A 15,795-nucleotide genomic window follows, 5' to 3' on the forward strand; every position below is an offset into this window, starting at 1 on the left:
CGACGAGGCGTTTTTGGCATATGCCATCGCTTGCGCGGCTACCATGAGCCTCATGGACCTCGATATGCGCCGGGTGCGCTACTTCGTGGCCGTGGCCGAGGAGTGCAGCTTCGTGCGAGCGGCGAGCCGTCTTTACATGACCCAGCCGGCGCTCAGCCGCCAGATCCGGGCGTTGGAGGAGGATCTGAGCGTGGTCCTCTTCCTGCGGGACCGGCAGGGCACTGTACTGACGCGGGCTGGACACCAGTTGCTGGAGGACGCCCGGCCGCTGCTGGCGATGTCACAGGCGGTGCAGCAGCGGGTGCGGATGGCGAACCGGGACGTGAACCACTTCGCCATCGGCTTCATGCCGGGCATCGTCGTCACTCCCATCGTGCGCGAGTTCGCCGCGATGGCGCCGCAACTCGACATCGAGGTCGTGCACACCTCGATCACCGACCAGGTCGACTTCTTGATCGATGGTCGCGTCGACGTCTGCTACGTCCGACTGCCGCTGCCGGAGGGCATGTTCGAGGTGGTCCCGCTCTTCCCGGAGCCCCGTGTGGTGGCGCTGCCGAGCGCGCATCCGCTCGCGGAGCTCAAGGCGGTGCATGTCGAGGACCTGCGGGACATGACCCTGTTGCAGGACCCGGGGGATGTCCCGGAATGGCGCGGGCGCCTGCCGCGCGAACCCCTCGCGCCGCAGATGGACGCCGGGCGGTATCCGGTGACGATCGAGGAGTGCCTGGAAGGTGTTGCCTCCGGTGCCGGATGTTACGTCATGCCGGCGGGCATGGCCGGCTTCTACCGCCGTGACGATGTCGCCTACCTGACGCTGGAGGGCGTCGCGCCCCGCATGGTCGCCCTGGCCTACAGCAAGCACCGGACCATGCCCGAGCTGAGCCAGTTCGCCGAACTCTCCCGCCGCATGCTCGGCCCGGGCCCGGACTGACCTCCGGCGTCGGCCGCCCGGGGGCGGAGTGTCCAGCAGGAGGGTGACCCTGACGGTCGTCGTGCACACACTACGGACGCGGCGGTGACGGCCATGGCCGTCACCGCCGCTGGATCGGCTTTGGACCTCACGATCCGCAGCTCTCGCTATTCGTCGAGTGTGCCCGGCGGCTCAGCCCGGTAAGGGCATGAGGCCGGTCTGCATGAGGAGGCCCGCGAGGTTCCAGTAGTCGCGGTTCTCGGTGATGAGTCCGTTGGTCCGCACGCCGACGGTGACGCCGGGGCACTCGAACTTCTCGCCGGTGGCCGGTATCCCGAGGTGGGAGTTGGAGCGGTCATGCGTGCCGGAGAGGACCCACTCGAATGAGTAGGAGTCGCCCGACTCCACGACCTTGCCCAGAGTGAAGACGTAATCGCTCGAGAGATTCGTCTCCATACTGTCGATCAACGCCTTGACCGCTTTCCTGCCCCCGAAGAGGCCACCGAAGGCGGTGTCGACGACCTGGATGTCCTCGCTCATCATGTCGACGACTGCCTGCGAGTCATGCCTGTTGCAGGCTTCGACATAGCTCGCCACCCAGGAGGGCGGGGTCTGTTCGTTCATGTGTTTCCTCACTGGCTCAACTTGATACGACCGCAGGTGTCCGGAGGGACCGGACATCCGCACACCGATGGTCGAGCAGACGGAGGGCGTGCCGCCAATGCCGAATCGGAGCGTCCTGATGCCTTCCCGGCATGCACGCGCCGGGTCCGGCGGTCCGGGGAGCTACCGCTGTTACGGAGCCTTCGGCCCGGAGCGTCGCTTGGCGTGGCGGGGGGGTCAGGAGGGAGACACGGGTCCGACCCTGATCGCGTGATCGTCGCTGTCGGGTTCCACGCGAAGGTGGCTCGCCTCGGCGCGCTGCCGGAGCGCGTTCGTGCGGAGGACATGGTCGAGGAAAAGCCCGCTACGGCACCGGATTCGAGGGGCGCCGCGCATACGAGGGTGCCGTCCGGATGGGGACGGCACCCTCGTATCCGCGGCCTTTCCAGCCGTTTCCCGATACCGGGACCCGGTGTTATCTCGGCATCTCCGTCGCCGTGCCGTTCACCGTTCCGGTGGCACGCGTCGGGCGTTCCAGGATGCCCCGGGCATCGGGCGGTGCCGGATCCGGTGCGCTGGTGGTGTGCTGGGGGCCGGTGGACTCGGCGGAGCCGTTCGCGGCGCCGTTGTGCGGATGCGCCGAGCCGCCGTTGATCTTCTCGATCGCCTGCCGGGCCTGCTCACCGGGGGAGCGGGCCGCCAGCGGGGGCGAGGTGTGGGACGCGGTGGGCGCGGGCTGGTTCCGCTCCCGCTCCGGTTTGGCGTGGACGCCGATGGTCTGGGTCTGGGCCGTCCCGTGGCGCAGGCGGTGGCTGACCGCCTCGTCGAGGCTCACCGGCCGCTGTGTCTGGGCCGCCAGCCGGCCGGCCTCCTGGCCCAGGGCGGCGACCACGTCCCAGGGCAGATGGAGCACCAGGCGGACTTCGGCGTCGCCATCCGGCAGCGCCTGGATGGGAGGGATGAACCGGTCATTCATGGAACGGGGCCTCCGGTCTCGGTATCGGCCTGTGCGGGCGACGCGCGACCCAGTGGGCAGGACGCGCACAGAGCCATACGGAGAACCGGCCCCGCGTGTTCACTCGACCGCCGGAGGGCCGTCAGTTCTTGCTGAGCAGGATCGTCACCGTCGCCAGGATCGCCGCCAATACCAGCAGGGCGATGCCGTAGATCAGCCGATGTGACCGCAGGACCGGGAGGAACGCGTCGAGGGAGATCCGGCCGGCGCCGGACAGCGCGAGCCCGGCCGCGCCGACGCCGATGAGCACCGGGAATTCCATGCCGCCGAAATAGCCGAGCGGCGTGGAGGCGGCGACCGCGTTGGCCATCGTGCCCGCGACGGCCGCACCCGCGAGCGGGGTGAGCAGCCCCACGGCGAGGCCCAGACCCCCGAAGGTCTCGGCGATCCCGGCGATCACGGCCATGGCCTTGGGCGCCGGATAGCCGAACTGCGCGAACGCCACCGCCGTCTTGTCGATGCCCAGGCCACCCCACCAGCCGAAGAGGTGCTGTGCGCCGCGCCCGGCGACGACCAGCCCGACGCCGAGCCGGATGACCAGCAGCCCGACGTCATGGGCGAGGAGTACGTGCGCCGCGGACCTGGGCGAGCGCGGGGCGGGTGCGGAGCCGTTCTCCGGCACGTGCTCCGGACCGTTGTCGTAGGGGGAATAAGACATGGCGCCCTCGTCTGGTCGGGCTCGGCACCGATCGCCGAGCCGATATCCGATATGCACCTTAAGTACTCTTTATTCCACCAGGGTGCCGGGTTCAATCCGGACGCCCGTCGGCGGCGGACCGGCCTTCGTCGGATCCACCGGGCCGTATCCGTGTCGGCACCGTGATGACCAGGAGCGCGGCCCCGGCCAGGCAGCAGCCCCCGGCCGCCATCAGGGCCGCGTCGACGGCAGCGCCGCTCTCCGCCTCGGCGGCATCCCCGGACAGGGCCACCCCCAGCCCCGCCGCGGTGGTGATGACCGCCTTGGTCACCCCCGACGCCTCCCCGGCGCGCTCGGGCCGCACCACCGCCTGGGTGGCGATGAGCGTCAGGGCGCCCGCGACCCCGAGCGCCGCCCCGCACCCCGTGATCGCCAGGAGGAAGACCGGCGGGTTCGTCGCCATGGCGGCGGTGCCCAGCGACACCGCACCCAGCCCCAGGGCCGCGGCCACGGCCCGCACCGCGTTCGCCGCGCTGATCCGCCCCGCCACCGGTCCGGCCAGCGCCAGCGCCGCCGCCGGGGCCAGGAAGGCCGCCCCGGCGCCCATCGCCGACAGCCCCCACGGCCCCTGGAGCGCCAGAGGCACGACGAACAGCACGACCACGGTCGCGGCATTGGCCGCCGCCCCGGCCGCCGTGAGGGCCACGAACGGCCGGTTGCCGAACAGGGCGAGATCCACCAGCGGATTCGTCGCCGCCCGCTCATGCCGTACGAACACCACCCCGAGCGCGACGGCCAACGCCGACGCCGCCACCGAGCGGCCCGACGCCCAGTCCCACAGCGGCCCCCGGTCGACCAGGGCCGCGAGCGCCGCGAGCGCGCCCGTGGCCGTGACCAGCCCCGCCACATCCACGGACGGCGGCGCGGTGGTGTCCCGCGACTCCCCGGCCCGTGCCGCGCACACCCCGGCGGCCAGCGCCACCGGTACGTTCAGCCAGAACACCGCCCGCCAGGACACCGCCTCGGCGAGCACCCCGCCCACGTACGGCCCGCATACGGTGGCCACGCCCCCGATGCCCAGCGCCCGCCCCATGACCCGCGCCCGCGAACCGGGTGGGCAGGCGTTGGTCAGCAGGGCGAGCCCGACCGGCATGGCCACCGCACCGCCCGCGCCCTGCGCCACCCGCGCGGCCACCAGCACCGGAAGCGACGGGGCCAGCGCGCACACCAGCGACGCGCCGCCGAACACCGCCAGGCCCGCCATCAGCAACCGGCGGCGCCCGTACAGATCGCCCAGCCGCCCGGCACCCGCCATCAGCGAGCCGGCCGCGAGCAGATACCCGCTCACCACCCACCGGAGGCCGCCTCCCGCCGCCCCCAGATCCCGCCCGATCCCGGGCAGGGCCAGATTCAGCGCGAAGGCGTCCAGCTGGATACAGAACACGGTCGCGGCCACCGCCGCCAGCGCCCAGCGCCATGCGGATCCGCCACTTGCCGCCGTCATCACTCACTCCTCGGCACCCCAGAAGGACAGGTCGGATACCGGGGCTGAAGAGTGAGACGAGCGAGTTCGCAAGGAAACGGGCGCGGCCATCACGCCCGGGGAACGGCGATACGCCGGGGGAGCGGCGATACGCCCGGGGAAAGGCGATCGGTCAGCGGCGGGGCGGCAGCCGGTGCAGCTCCACGGCGGTCAGTCGCCCGGCCTCGATCGCGGCGGTCATAAACGTACAGTACGGCTGCCGGCGCCGGTCGGTGGGGGAGCCGGGGTTGAGCAGCCGCAGCCGCCCCTCGGCCGTGGTGTCCCACGGGATGTGGCTGTGGCCGAACACCAGCACATCAAGGTCGGGGAACCGCTCGGCGCAGCGCCGCTCCCGCCCCCTCGACTGGCCGGTCTCGTGCACCACGCCCAGCCGCACCCCGGTCAGCTCGGCCCGGGCCACCTCGGGCAGCCGCGCCCGCAGCTCGGGCCCGTCGTTGTTGCCGTACACCCCGATCAGCCGCCGCGAGCGCTCCTCGAGCAGATCGAGGGTGGCGAGATCGACCCAGTCGCCCGCGTGGATCACCACATCGGCGTCCGGCAGCCGTTCCAGCAGCTCCCCCGGAAGCGCCTTGGCACGCCGGGGCAGATGGGTGTCGGACATCAGCAGAAGGCGCACACCGACGACCGTACCGCCGCGCGTCCCTTGACGAGGACATCGACGGAAGAAATAGTGTGCCAAGCGGCTCAGTCAGGAGGTTCCCAGGGGGTGGACGTGGCAGCGCGGACGGCGAAGGACACGGCACGGGACCGCTATCCGCAGCCGGTGGTCACCACGGCCGAGGCGGAGTGGATCTGGCGTCGGCTGTCGGTGGAGGCGATGGAGGACGGCGTGAAGCCGGAGACCGTACGGCTCGCCGTGGTGGTGGGCCTGGCGCGGGCCAGCGGCGCCCGGTACGGCGGGCTGCTGCGCTGCACCCTGTCCGCGCTGGACCTCGACTCCGGATGGGTGACCATCGAGCACGGCAAGCACCGCGTCCCGCGCCGGCACGGACTGGACCGCGGCACCGTGCTGGTGCTGCGCCGCTGGCTGCGGGTGCGTCAGGAGCTCTGCGCCGAGCTGGAGGGGTCGGTGCCGGAAGCGCTGCTGCTGACGGTGCACCACACCCATGACAACGGGGTGACCGTGGTCGCCGGGCTGCCCATCACCCGGCAGGGTCTGGTGCTCTCCTGGCGCCGGTTCGTGCACCGTACGAACGCCCGGTACGCCGGTAGCCGCCCTCCGCTGCCCACCCGCTTCGAGCAGGTGCGCCGCGTCTGGGACACCTGAGCGCGGCGGGGCGCCTGGGCCTGGTGGGGGCGGGGCGCTCAGGCCGGCCCGCCCCCACCGGCCCCGCTAAGCAGGTCGGAGGAGGTCCGCCAGGGTTCGGGCAGTGCCCCGAAGGGGCGCGGGGCTGTGTCGATGTGCGGCTCCGCCGCGCGGGCGCGACCAGCCACGATGGCGCCGCGGTCGGCCGACGACACATCGCGACACTTCCAGCGGAGCGCTCAGGCCGCGGGTGCCGCGGCCGCCGCGGTGACGGTGAACCGCGCCTGTGCGATGGCGCCGTTCACGCTCACCGCGAGGGTGGCCGTCCCCGGGCGCAGCGCGGTCAGCCTGCCGCTGGCCGGGTCGTACGCCGCCACATCACGGCGCCCGGCGTCGTCCGGATCGCCGATGTGGAGGTTGGGCGAGCCGGTCCAGTCCGCGCTGAGCGGGAAGCCGACCGGCACCCGGCGGGCAGCGGTGCCCTCGCCCTGGAGGACGGTGGCGGTGACACCGGCGTCCTGGCCGGTGCGCAGTTCGGCCGGGGCGGTGACGGTCAGCCCGTCCACATGGGCGCGGGTCTGTACGGACACCCAGTCCGGGCCGCCCCGCCACGGTGCGTGGCGCGCGGCCGCCTGATCCCGCGCCGAGACGTGGTCCACGCCGACCATCGACCAGCCGGTGAAGCCGCCCTGACCGGGCGGGGTGGCGGGGTTCTTGCCCGAGTTGCCGTTGATCAGGTACGGGACGCCGTCCACCCGGGAGGCGTGGAAGGTGCCGACATGGCTGCCGATGAAGCCCGCGCCCTTGCCCGTGGTGCGGCGGAAGTCGGCCAGCCAGCCCTCCAGCAGCGCGGCCTCCTTGCGGTCGCCGAGCTGGCTGCCCTGCTGCGGGGTGGGGTCACGCGGCGGCACATGCTCGATCACCATGACCGAGCCGATGTCCGGGTCCGCGGCGGCCGCGTCCAGCTGGGCGCGCAACTCCTTGATCTGGTCGAAGCCACCGGCGCGCAGCCCCAGGCGTGAGGTGTCCAGGGTGAGGAAGCGGGTGCCCCGGTGGTCGAAGGTGCGGTGGGCGGGCCCGAATTCGGCGGTGAAGTTGTCGATGGAGCCGCCCATCACCTCGTGGTTGCCCGGCACGTAAGTCCAGGGCAGCTCATCGCCCAGCTCCTCCTTCAGCACGGTGCGGGCGAAGGAGAGATCGGCGGGGGAGCCCTCGTCCACCAAGTCCCCGTTGATCACCAGGAAGTCCGGCTTGGCCGCCTTGATCTCGCGCAGGGTGCGGCGGGCCTGGGCGACGATCGGGCTGTTCGGATCGCGGGCCACGAACTGCGCGTCGGACATCACCGCGAACCGCCAGTCGCGTCCCCGGGCCTTGGCGGCGGTGGAGATCAGCGGATCGGGGCGCACGCTCTCCGTGGGCAGTTCGACGGAGGGCGGCACCCGTGCCGTGAGGTCGTCGATGACCACACTGCCGGTGTACTGGCGGGTGGCGGAGGTCTCGGCGAGGTAGAAGCGGTTGACCTTCAGCGGATAGGCGACCCCGGCCGGTACGGCGAAGTCGACATGTCGCCATCCGGTCCAGGTGACATACGGTCCGCGGAGCAACTGGTCGGAGCCCGCCGCGTCCTTGAGGTGCAGGGTGGGCCAGGCCCCCTTGCCGTCGCCCTTGATCCACAGGCCGAACGACTGCGGCTGGCCGTCCACCACGATCTGCTGGGGCGGGGTGACATAGGCGGCGCGGGTGGCGGTGGACTGGGTGAAGTCGTAGTCCAGTTTGAGCCCGGTGCCGGTGTGGCCGTCGGGCGTGGCCTCGGCGGATCCTGAGGCGCGGGCCTGGCTGAAGGTCCAGCTGTCGGCGTCGTCGAAGGACGCCTCCTGCCGCTCGGTCAGGCCGACGGTGACGGCGAGCACCGTGGTGGTGGTGGAGACGGCGACCTTGACCTGCCCCGCGGCCTGGTCGTGGCGCGCCTTGACGGTGAAGGTGCCGGTCCGGGGGTCCGGGGCGATGTCGAACAGCGCGTGGTCGTACGACAGTCGCACATCGGACGGTTCGATGGGGGCGCTGGTGCTGTGCGCGTCCAGGCCGACGATGCCGAACCGGCCCGTGGCCCCGGCGTCCGCCAGGCCGACCAGGCGGCTGGTGGGCTGGATCCGGTCCAGCGGGTCCAGGACGGTGAGGCCGAGGCCGCCGTGGGCGGCGCCGCGCCGGGCGGTGACGGTGGTGTCGCCCCCGTGGCGGGCGGTGAAGGTGCCGTCGGCGCCGACCCGGCCGATGTGGGAGTCGTCCGTCCGCCACTGCGGGGCGCCCTCGGCGGGTCCGTATGTCTCGTCGTAACCGGCCGCGGTGAGGCGGCGGGTGAGCCCGGGGAAGACCCGCTCGGGGTGGCCGCCCCGGACCGGATCGGCGGTGGGCGCGGACGCGCGGTCCATCGCGGTGTCCACCCAGAAGCCCTTGAGGCGGCCGCTGCCGTCGGGGGCGGTGAGGGCCAGGCCGTTGGGGACGGTGCGCTCGGAGCCGTCGGACGGGCTGTTCTCCACCCGGGTGGTGTCGCTGCCGGGTTCGCGGGCGACGAGGGTGGAGGAGCCGCCGCCGTCGAGGTTGAGGGCGCTGTAGGCGCCCGCGTCCTTCATCATCAGGCCCAGCTCGGTGAGGGTGACGCCGCCGCTGTCGGCCTGCCGCCCGTCCACGGTGAGGATCTGCATCTTGTGGCCGTCGCGGGAGAAGCCGACCGCGGTGCGCGGCGCGGTGGCGTTGTTGCCCTCGCCCTCGTGGCCGACCGCCTCGCCGTCCACGACCAGCAGCTCGCGGCCGCCGACGGCGGTGCGGGGCAGTTCGCCGCCGTCGGTGCGGGGCCGGTACTCCATCGACACCGCGTCGCCGACGGCCAGTTCGGACAGCGTGTCGGCGCCGGCGTCCCGGCCGACCAGTACGGTCGCGTCGGCCGGGATCGGGCCCTTGCCGGGCGCGCCGGCCGCGTGGGTGACCTTGCCGTCCACGACCGTGACCTCGGCGGTGCGCTGTGCGCCGTCCACGGTCTGGGCGCGGTCCGCCTCGCCCCACTGGGCGGTGTACGCCCCGATCCCGGTGGCCGGGACGTTGGCGGCGTTGAGCGCCGCGAGCGGGTGGGGGCCGTTGGGGAGGGTCAGGGTGCCGTCGAAGTAGAGCTGGAGGACGCGGCCGGCGTCGGCCGGGCCGATGCCGACGGCCCGGGCGGGCCCGGCGGCGGAGGCGGAGTTGACGAGGTGGCCGTCGCCGATGCCGTTGCCCTCGGGGGCGCCGGTCTGGTTGATGTCGAAGAAGTCACCGTTGATGGCCGCGACCGTGCGGCGCCCCGGCCCGGGGTCGTGCTCGGCGGCCAGTTGGGAGACGCTCCGGCGCTTCGCGACCTTGTCGGGGTGGAGGTAGTCGACCTTGGTGCCGCCGGCCAGGTCCACCGACAGCGAGTCGACCCGTAGCCATTTGTCCGACTCGATCCGGTCGTACGAGGTCAGTCGCACTCCCGGGGCGACCGGCCGGGAGGAGCGGGCGGTCTGCACCCCGTCGCCGTCGGCCACGGACCGGGTGCCGGTCGCACCGCTGGCGGCCGGGGGCGCGACCGGGCGCAGCATCTCCGAGGACGACCGGGGGACGGGTTCGGGCGCCGGGGCGGGGGTGTTGTCGGCGGTGGCCTGGCCGGCGGCGCCCAGCACGAGGGCGGACACCGCGGCCAGGGCCGCCAGTGGTCTGGCGAACGCGACAGGAGGCACGGCAACTCCATGGGGCCAGGGGACACGCGTGGTTCACACGCACAGCGCCCCAGCATCGCCCCGGAGTTGACCGGGCACCAGAAGGCGTCGGCGACGACACGGGAAACAAATGACCAAGTCGGTGCGGACCGTGATCGCTGACGCGGGGTGGGGTCAGTCTTCGGCCAGACCGTCCAGATAGACCCAGGTGCCCTCGTGGCGTACGAAGCGGCTGTTCTCGTGGAGCGAGCCGGTGCGGCCGCCTTGGGCGTAGTGGGCGCGGAACTCGACGGTGCCCGTGGTGTGGAAGGCGCTGCCCTCGGTGGTGCCCAGGATCTCCAGGCGCACCCAGCGCAGCCCCGGGTCGAGGTCCGCACCGGGCGGCCGGGTGGTGGGGTGCCAACTGCGCAGTAGATACGCCTCGTCCCCGATGGCGAAGGCGCTGTAGCGCGAGCGCATCAGCTGCTCGGCGGTGGTCGCCGGGGCCTGGCCGCGGTGCAGTCGGCCGCAGCAGTCGTCGTAGGCCGCGGGCAGCCCGCAGGGGCAGGTGGCCGGGGTGGTGCTGGTCGGCCGCGGGCGTCGGGTGCGTCGGGACATGATCCCCATTGTGAGGGGTGGGGTGGAGCGCCTGCGGCGGGCTGTTCCCCACCCCGCCCCTTCCCGAACCTGGGGCTTCGCCCCAGACCCCGAAACCGGGACTTCGCCCCAGGCCCCGGGGGGACCGGGCTTCCGCCCCAGGCCCGGGGCCGGGCCTCCGTCCCGGGGCCATGGGCCGAGTCGCTGCCACGCGGCGGAGCCGTATGTCGAAGTCGGGGGGCGGGGGAAGGGTCCGCACCCCGTAGCCTCCCCGCGGCCCCCGCGGCCCCCGCGGCCCCCGCGGCCCCCGCGGCCCGAGCGGCCCGAGCGGCTCAGGGCTCGATGACGACCTTCAGCTGCGCCGGGTCGGTGAGCGCCGTCCGGAGCGCGTCCGCCGAACGGTCCAGCGGGAAGCGGGCGGTGATCAGTGACTCCAGGTCGACCCGCCCGGTGGCGGCCAGGGACACCGCCGCCGGGAACTCCCCGGCGTAGCGGAAGGCGGTGACCAGGCTGAGCTCCTGGCGCTGCATCCAGGCCAGCGGGAGTGTGGTCCGAGGCTGGGGCGGGTTGCCGACGGCGACCAGGGTGCCGCCGGGGCGTACGGCGTGGGCGGCGGCGGTCAGGGCGGCCTCGATGCCGGAGCAGTCGAGTGCGATGTCGAACAGCGGCTCCTGGGGGAGGGGTTCGCGGGAGGTGTCCAGGGTCCGGTCGGCGCCCAGGCGGTGGGCGTGGGCGAGCCGGCCGGGGTTGATGTCGGTCACCACGGTCTCGCCCGCGCCCACCGCGCGGGCGGCCTGGAGGACCAGCAGGCCGATCGGCCCGGCGCCGGTGACCAGCACCCGGTCCCCGGCCGCGACGCCGCCGCGGCGCACCGCGTGCAGCGCCACCGCGAGGGGTTCGATGAGCGCGCCGGAGGTGAGGGGGAAGTCGTCGGGGAGGGGGTGGGCGAACTCCGCGGGTACGGCCAGGTGTCCGGTCAGGGCGCCATGGGTGGGCGGGGAGCCGAAGCAGCGGCCGTGCGGGCACTGGTTGTAGCGGCCCGCGCGGCAGGTTCGGCAGCGTCCGCAGGGGATGGCGGGCTCGACCGCGACCCGGGTGCCCGCGGGCAGCGGCCCGTCGCCCGCCACGACCGTTCCGGCCGCCTCGTGGCCGAGCGCGGTGGGGGAGCGGAGCACATTGGGGCCGTTCTCGCCGTGGGCGTAGTAGTGCAGATCGGAGCCGCACAGCCCGACCGCGCCGATCTCCACGAGGACCTCGCCGGGGGCGGGTCGGGAAATCGGGTGCCGCTCGATGCGCACATCCTTCGGGCCGTGCAGGATCGCGGCGGTGGCGTCGTTCATCGGGTGGTTCTCCTGGTACGCGAAAACATGAAGGGGGCTCAGGCGGCGGTCAGCCGCAGCGGTTCGACGCGCTTGATGACCAGGCCGTAGGTGAGGGCGCCGACGATGCACAGGGCGCCGGACAGCATCAGCGGGGCGACGAAGGAGTGGTGGAAGAAGCCCAGCAGCAGACCGGTGGTGGTCGAGCCGAGCACTCCGGCGAGGTTGGAGGCGAAGTTCTGGATGCCGCCGAGCGAGGCGACATGGCGCGGGGTGGGCGCGACGTCGGCGGGCAGGCTGGCCACCGAGGCGGCGGAGAAGGCCAGGCTGGCGTAGCTGACGGACAGCAGGGCCAGGGCCCACATGGCGCTGGGGACGAGCACGGCGAAGGCGATGACGGAGGAGAAGAGCATTCCGCACACCAGACAGGTCTTGCGGGCCCGGCTCACCGACCAGCCGCGGCGCAGCAGGGTGTCGCTGGTCCAGCCGCCGAGGAGGCTGCCGCCGATGGCGACGATGCCGGGCAGGGCGCCGTAGAAGCCCAGTTTGAGCAGGTCGAAGCCGCGGGCGTCGACGAGGTAGCTGGGGAACCAGGTGATGAAGAAGTAGATGACGTAGTTGAGGCAGAAGAAGCCGATCATCATGCCCCAGACCGTGCGGTGGCGGAACAGGTCGCGCCAGCGGACGGCGGGCTCCTCCGGCGCGGTCGTCTTCTCGGCGGGGTTCTCCTCGAGCCGGGCGCCGCCCGCCGTGACGTAGGCGCGTTCCTCGGCGCTGAGTCCGCCGCGCGCCGAGGGTTCGCGGTACGCCTTGAGCCACAGCGCCACCCACAGCAGGGCCACGGCGCCGGTGACCCAGAACGCCATCCGCCAGCCCTGCCAGGCGATCAGCGCGGTCACGACGGGGGCGGCGACGGCGGTGCCGGCGCGGGCGCCGTTGTCCCAGACGCTGTTGGCCAGGGCTCGTTCGCGGACCGGGAACCAGCGGGAGACGGACTTGGCGCACGAGGGGTACGCGGGGGCCTCGCCCGCGCCGAGGGCGAGGCGGGCGAAGAGCAGGCTGCCGATGCCCCGGACGAATCCGGTGCCGACGGTGACCAGTGACCAGATCAGCCCGCCGATGGCGAACATGCGCTTCTCGCCGTAGCGGTCGATGAGCGCCCCGGCGGGCAGTTGGCCCAGCGCGTAGGTCACGAAGAACATGCTGAGGATGACGCCCTGCCACTCGGGGCCGATGTGCAGGTCATCGGTCATATAGGGCAGGGAGATGGAGATGGTGGCGCGGTCGACGTAGTTGACGGTCATGCCCAGGAAGCAGAGGAAGACCATCAGCCAGCGGGTGTTGTGGCGCGGCCCGCGGGGGCGCGGTGGCCCGGTGGTGGCCTCGTCCTGGGCTGGGGAGGGCTGGTCGGTGGCGGGGACGGCTCTGGGGGTCTTCAAGGCGGCTCTCCTTGGAAGGGGCGGTGCGTGGGGTCAGCGCGGTGGCCGGGCGCCGGGGTCCAGCTCCGCCCGTACGGACGCGATGAGGGCGGTGTCGTCCGCGAGGTCCCCGGCGCCCAGCAGCCGCAGCAGCCGGCGCGGGGCCTCGGTGTGCGGGCCGTCCCAGGCGCGGCGCAGTTCCTCGGCCCGGGGGTCGTCCAGGGGGTGGTCGCGGGTGCGGCGGGCCCAGGCGGCGAGGGCGGTGGCCAGGAGCGGGGTGTCCCGTCCGGCGGCGCGCAGTTCGCGCAGCGGGGCGAGCCACCGCTCGGGGATCTTCTGGGATCCGTCCATGGCGATCTGCTGGATGCGGTGGTGCATCGCGGGGTTGGCGAAGCGCTCCACCAGGCTGTCGATGTAGGCGGGCAGGTCAAGGCCCTCGGTGGGCGGCAGGCTCTGCGCGGCCTCGGCGCAGTAGGCGCGTACGGTCTCCTCGCCCCAGGGGGTGGCCAGGACGTCGGCGACGGTCTCGCATCCGTGTCCGAGGCCGAGATACGCGATGAGCGAGTGGGAGCCGTTGAGCAGCCGGAGCTTGGCGAGCTGGTAGGGGCTCACATCGGGGACGAACCGCACCCCGGCCGCCTCCCAGTGCGGGCGGTCGGCGGCGAAGATGTCCTGGAGTACCCACTGGGTGAACGGTTCGCCGGTGACCGCGCCCGCGTCGTCCACGGTCAGGGCGCGGGCGGCGGTCCGCCGGTCGGTGTCGGTGGTGGCGGGGACGATGCGGTCGACGACGGTGGCGGGGAAGGCGACCGAGCCGGTGATCCAGTCCAGCAGGCGGTCGCGGTCGTCCCATGCGGTGGCGGCGATGAACTCCCGTACCAGGCGCCGCAGTACCGCGCCGTTGTCGGCCATGTTGTCGCAGGAGACCAGCGACACCGGGGCGCCGCCGGCCCGCAGCCGGGCGCGCAGCCCCGCGGCGAGCTGCCCGGCCACGCTCGCGGGCGCGGGCCGTCCCGCCAGGTCGTCCCGGATCAGCGGGTCGTCCAGGGCGAGTCCGCCGGTGGCGGTGTCGCGCCGGTAGCCCTTCTCGGTGACGGTGAGGGTGACGACGGTGACCTCGGGGGAGGCGAGGAGCGCGCCGAGCCGGGCGCCGTCGTCGGTGGCGTGCAGCACCTCGGTCACGGTGCCGACCACGCGGGTGGCCGGTCCTTCGGGGCGCCGTTCGGTGAACGAGTACAGCCCGTCCTGCGGTCGCAGCGCGTCCACCACTGACCGGCTGCGCTGGGTGACACCGGCGATGCCCCAGCCGCCGCCGTGTGCGGCCTCGGCGGCTTCGGTGTAGAGGGCCTGGTGGGCGCGGTGGAAGGCGCCGATGCCCAGGTGCACGATCCGGGGGCGCGAGCCCCGCGGGTCGGTGCGCGGGCGGCTCTCGGCGGGGACGCGGTCCAGGGTGGCCAGCGACAGGCGCGGCGGGGAGTCGGGGGTCACCAGTCGTGCACCGACCCGTCGGTACGGCGGCTCACCGGGAGGTACTTCGGGTCGTACGGGAAGCGGGCGGCCGCCTCCTCGTCGAGTTCGATGCCGAGGCCGGGCTCGGCCGAGGGGTGCAGGGCGCCGTCGATCAGCTCGTAGCCGGGCCGGAACACCTCGTGGGTGAGCGGGTCGTGCGCCATGTACTCCTGGATGCCGAAGTTGGGCACGGTGACGTCGAGGTGGACGGCCGCCGACATGCTCACCGGGGACAGGTCGGTGGCGCCGTGCGAGCCGGTGCGCACCTGGTACAGCTCGGCGAGGTGGAAGATCCGCCGCAGATGGGTGATGCCGCCGGCGTGCACGACCGAGGCGCGGATGTAGTCGATGAGCCGCTCGGTGATGAGCTGCTGGCAGTCCCAGATGGAGTTGAAGACCTCGCCGACCGCGATCGGGGTGGTGGTGGACTGCCGGATCTGCCGGAAGGACTCCTGGAGTTCGGCGGGGGTGGGGTCCTCCATCCAGAACAGCCGCACCTCCTCCAGGCTGCGGCCGAGCCGCCCCGCCTCGGTGGGGGTGAGCCGGTGGTGGACGTCGTGCAGCAGGTGGAAGCCGAAGCCGAACCGCTCGCGGACCGCCTCCAGATAGCGGGGTGCGAAGTCCAGATACGCCTCGGTGGACCACGGCTGCTCCTCGGGCAGCGCGCCGGTGGCGGGCTCGTAGACGGTGGCGACCGTGCCGTGGCGGATGCCGTAGGTGCCCGGTGAGCCGGGGACGGCGGCCTGGGCGCGGATCGCGCGGTAGCCCATCTCCTCGAAGCGGGCCACGTCGTCCAGCAGCTCGGGCACGTCGCCGCCGCTGGCGTGGCCGTAGACCAGGGCGCCCTCACGGGCCTTGCCGCCCAGCAGCTCGTACACCGGGAGGCCCGCGACCTTGCCCTTGATGTCCCACAGCGCGGTGTCCACGGCCGAGATGGCGGTCATGGTCACCGGGCCGCGGCGCCAGTAGGCCCCCTTGTAGAGGTAGTGCCAGGTGTCCTCGATGCGGGCGGGGTCGCGCCCGATCAGCAGCGGTATGAGGTGGTCCTCCAGATAGGAGGCGACCGCGAGCTCGCGGCCGTTCAGGGTCGCGTCACCGAGACCGGTCACGCCGTCGGAGGTGGTCACCTTCAGGGTCACGAAGTTGCGACCCGGCGAGGTGACGATGACCTTGGCCTCCGTGATCGTGGCCATGCGTGCTCCTCACTGAAGCGGGCTCCCGGGGTGGAGTCCGGGCTGTCGGTCGGCTACCATACAAGTACGTCAGCAAGCGGAGTCAAGGGTTCGGAAGGGGC

13 protein-coding genes are annotated in these 15,795 nt (G+C 73.0%); 2 read left to right on the forward strand and 11 right to left on the reverse strand.

Features of this window, described 5'->3' with window-relative positions:
• The first annotated feature begins 52 nt into the window (after nucleotides 1-52).
• Complete coding sequence (locus tag ABD329_RS19250; RefSeq protein ID WP_198278420.1) at nucleotides 53-931, forward strand: LysR family transcriptional regulator; 879 nt, start codon at nucleotides 53-55, stop codon at nucleotides 929-931.
• Nucleotides 932-1,102: 171 nt separating this feature from the next.
• On the opposite strand, the gene ABD329_RS19255 is transcribed toward ABD329_RS19250, so the two are convergent.
• The 5 genes from ABD329_RS19255 to ABD329_RS19275 form a co-directional block, all read right to left on the reverse strand.
• Nucleotides 1,103-1,534: an ester cyclase gene (locus ABD329_RS19255; RefSeq protein ID WP_198278421.1), complete on the reverse strand. Its 432-nt coding sequence runs from the start codon at nucleotides 1,532-1,534 to the stop codon at nucleotides 1,103-1,105.
• A gap of 454 nt (nucleotides 1,535-1,988) precedes the next feature.
• A complete protein-coding gene (locus tag ABD329_RS19260) occupies nucleotides 1,989-2,489 on the reverse strand; it encodes a hypothetical protein (RefSeq protein ID WP_198278422.1) in 501 nt (166 codons plus the stop codon).
• Nucleotides 2,490-2,610: 121 nt separating this feature from the next.
• Nucleotides 2,611-3,186: a DoxX family protein gene (locus ABD329_RS19265; RefSeq protein WP_198278423.1), complete on the reverse strand. Its 576-nt coding sequence runs from the start codon at nucleotides 3,184-3,186 to the stop codon at nucleotides 2,611-2,613.
• Between the two features lie 91 nt (nucleotides 3,187-3,277).
• A complete protein-coding gene (locus ABD329_RS19270; RefSeq protein ID WP_344316672.1) occupies nucleotides 3,278-4,669 on the reverse strand; it encodes an MFS transporter in 1,392 nt (463 codons plus the stop codon).
• Between the two features lie 151 nt (nucleotides 4,670-4,820).
• Nucleotides 4,821-5,324, reverse strand: coding sequence for a metallophosphoesterase family protein (locus ABD329_RS19275; RefSeq protein ID WP_198281508.1), 504 nt, complete (start codon nucleotides 5,322-5,324; stop codon nucleotides 4,821-4,823).
• 90 nt (nucleotides 5,325-5,414) lie between these two features.
• Here ABD329_RS19275 and ABD329_RS19280 point away from each other — a divergent pair, with 90 nt between their 5' ends.
• Nucleotides 5,415-5,975, forward strand: coding sequence for a tyrosine-type recombinase/integrase (locus ABD329_RS19280; protein ID WP_309142936.1), 561 nt, complete (start codon nucleotides 5,415-5,417; stop codon nucleotides 5,973-5,975).
• A 218-nt stretch (nucleotides 5,976-6,193) separates the two neighbouring features.
• Here the strand turns inward: ABD329_RS19280 and ABD329_RS19285 are convergent, their stop codons facing one another.
• From ABD329_RS19285 to manD, 6 genes are all read right to left on the reverse strand, one after another.
• On the reverse strand, nucleotides 6,194-9,700 hold the full coding sequence (locus tag ABD329_RS19285) for a phosphodiester glycosidase family protein (protein WP_344316673.1): 3,507 nt from the start codon (nucleotides 9,698-9,700) through the stop codon (nucleotides 6,194-6,196).
• Between the two features lie 153 nt (nucleotides 9,701-9,853).
• On the reverse strand, nucleotides 9,854-10,276 hold the full coding sequence (locus tag ABD329_RS19290; RefSeq protein ID WP_198282519.1) for a YchJ family protein: 423 nt from the start codon (nucleotides 10,274-10,276) through the stop codon (nucleotides 9,854-9,856).
• Nucleotides 10,277-10,587: 311 nt separating this feature from the next.
• Nucleotides 10,588-11,595 carry an NAD(P)-dependent alcohol dehydrogenase gene (locus tag ABD329_RS19295; protein ID WP_344316674.1) on the reverse strand — a complete coding sequence of 336 codons (1,008 nt, stop codon included), beginning with the start codon at nucleotides 11,593-11,595 and terminating at the stop codon, nucleotides 10,588-10,590.
• A 38-nt stretch (nucleotides 11,596-11,633) separates the two neighbouring features.
• Nucleotides 11,634-13,013: an MFS transporter gene (locus ABD329_RS19300; RefSeq protein WP_198282280.1), complete on the reverse strand. Its 1,380-nt coding sequence runs from the start codon at nucleotides 13,011-13,013 to the stop codon at nucleotides 11,634-11,636.
• A 33-nt stretch (nucleotides 13,014-13,046) separates the two neighbouring features.
• Nucleotides 13,047-14,480, reverse strand: a complete 1,434-nt coding sequence (locus tag ABD329_RS19305) for a mannitol dehydrogenase family protein (protein WP_344316676.1) — start codon at nucleotides 14,478-14,480, stop codon at nucleotides 13,047-13,049.
• Nucleotides 14,477-15,694, reverse strand: a complete 1,218-nt coding sequence (manD, locus tag ABD329_RS19310) for a D-mannonate dehydratase ManD (protein WP_198280553.1) — start codon at nucleotides 15,692-15,694, stop codon at nucleotides 14,477-14,479. The genes ABD329_RS19305 and manD overlap by 4 nt, the downstream gene beginning before the upstream one ends.
• Nucleotides 15,695-15,795: the final 101 nt, after the last annotated feature.

The sequence above is a fragment of the Streptomyces javensis genome, from assembly GCF_039525925.1.
Lineage (GTDB): Bacteria > Actinomycetota > Actinomycetes > Streptomycetales > Streptomycetaceae > Streptomyces > Streptomyces asiaticus.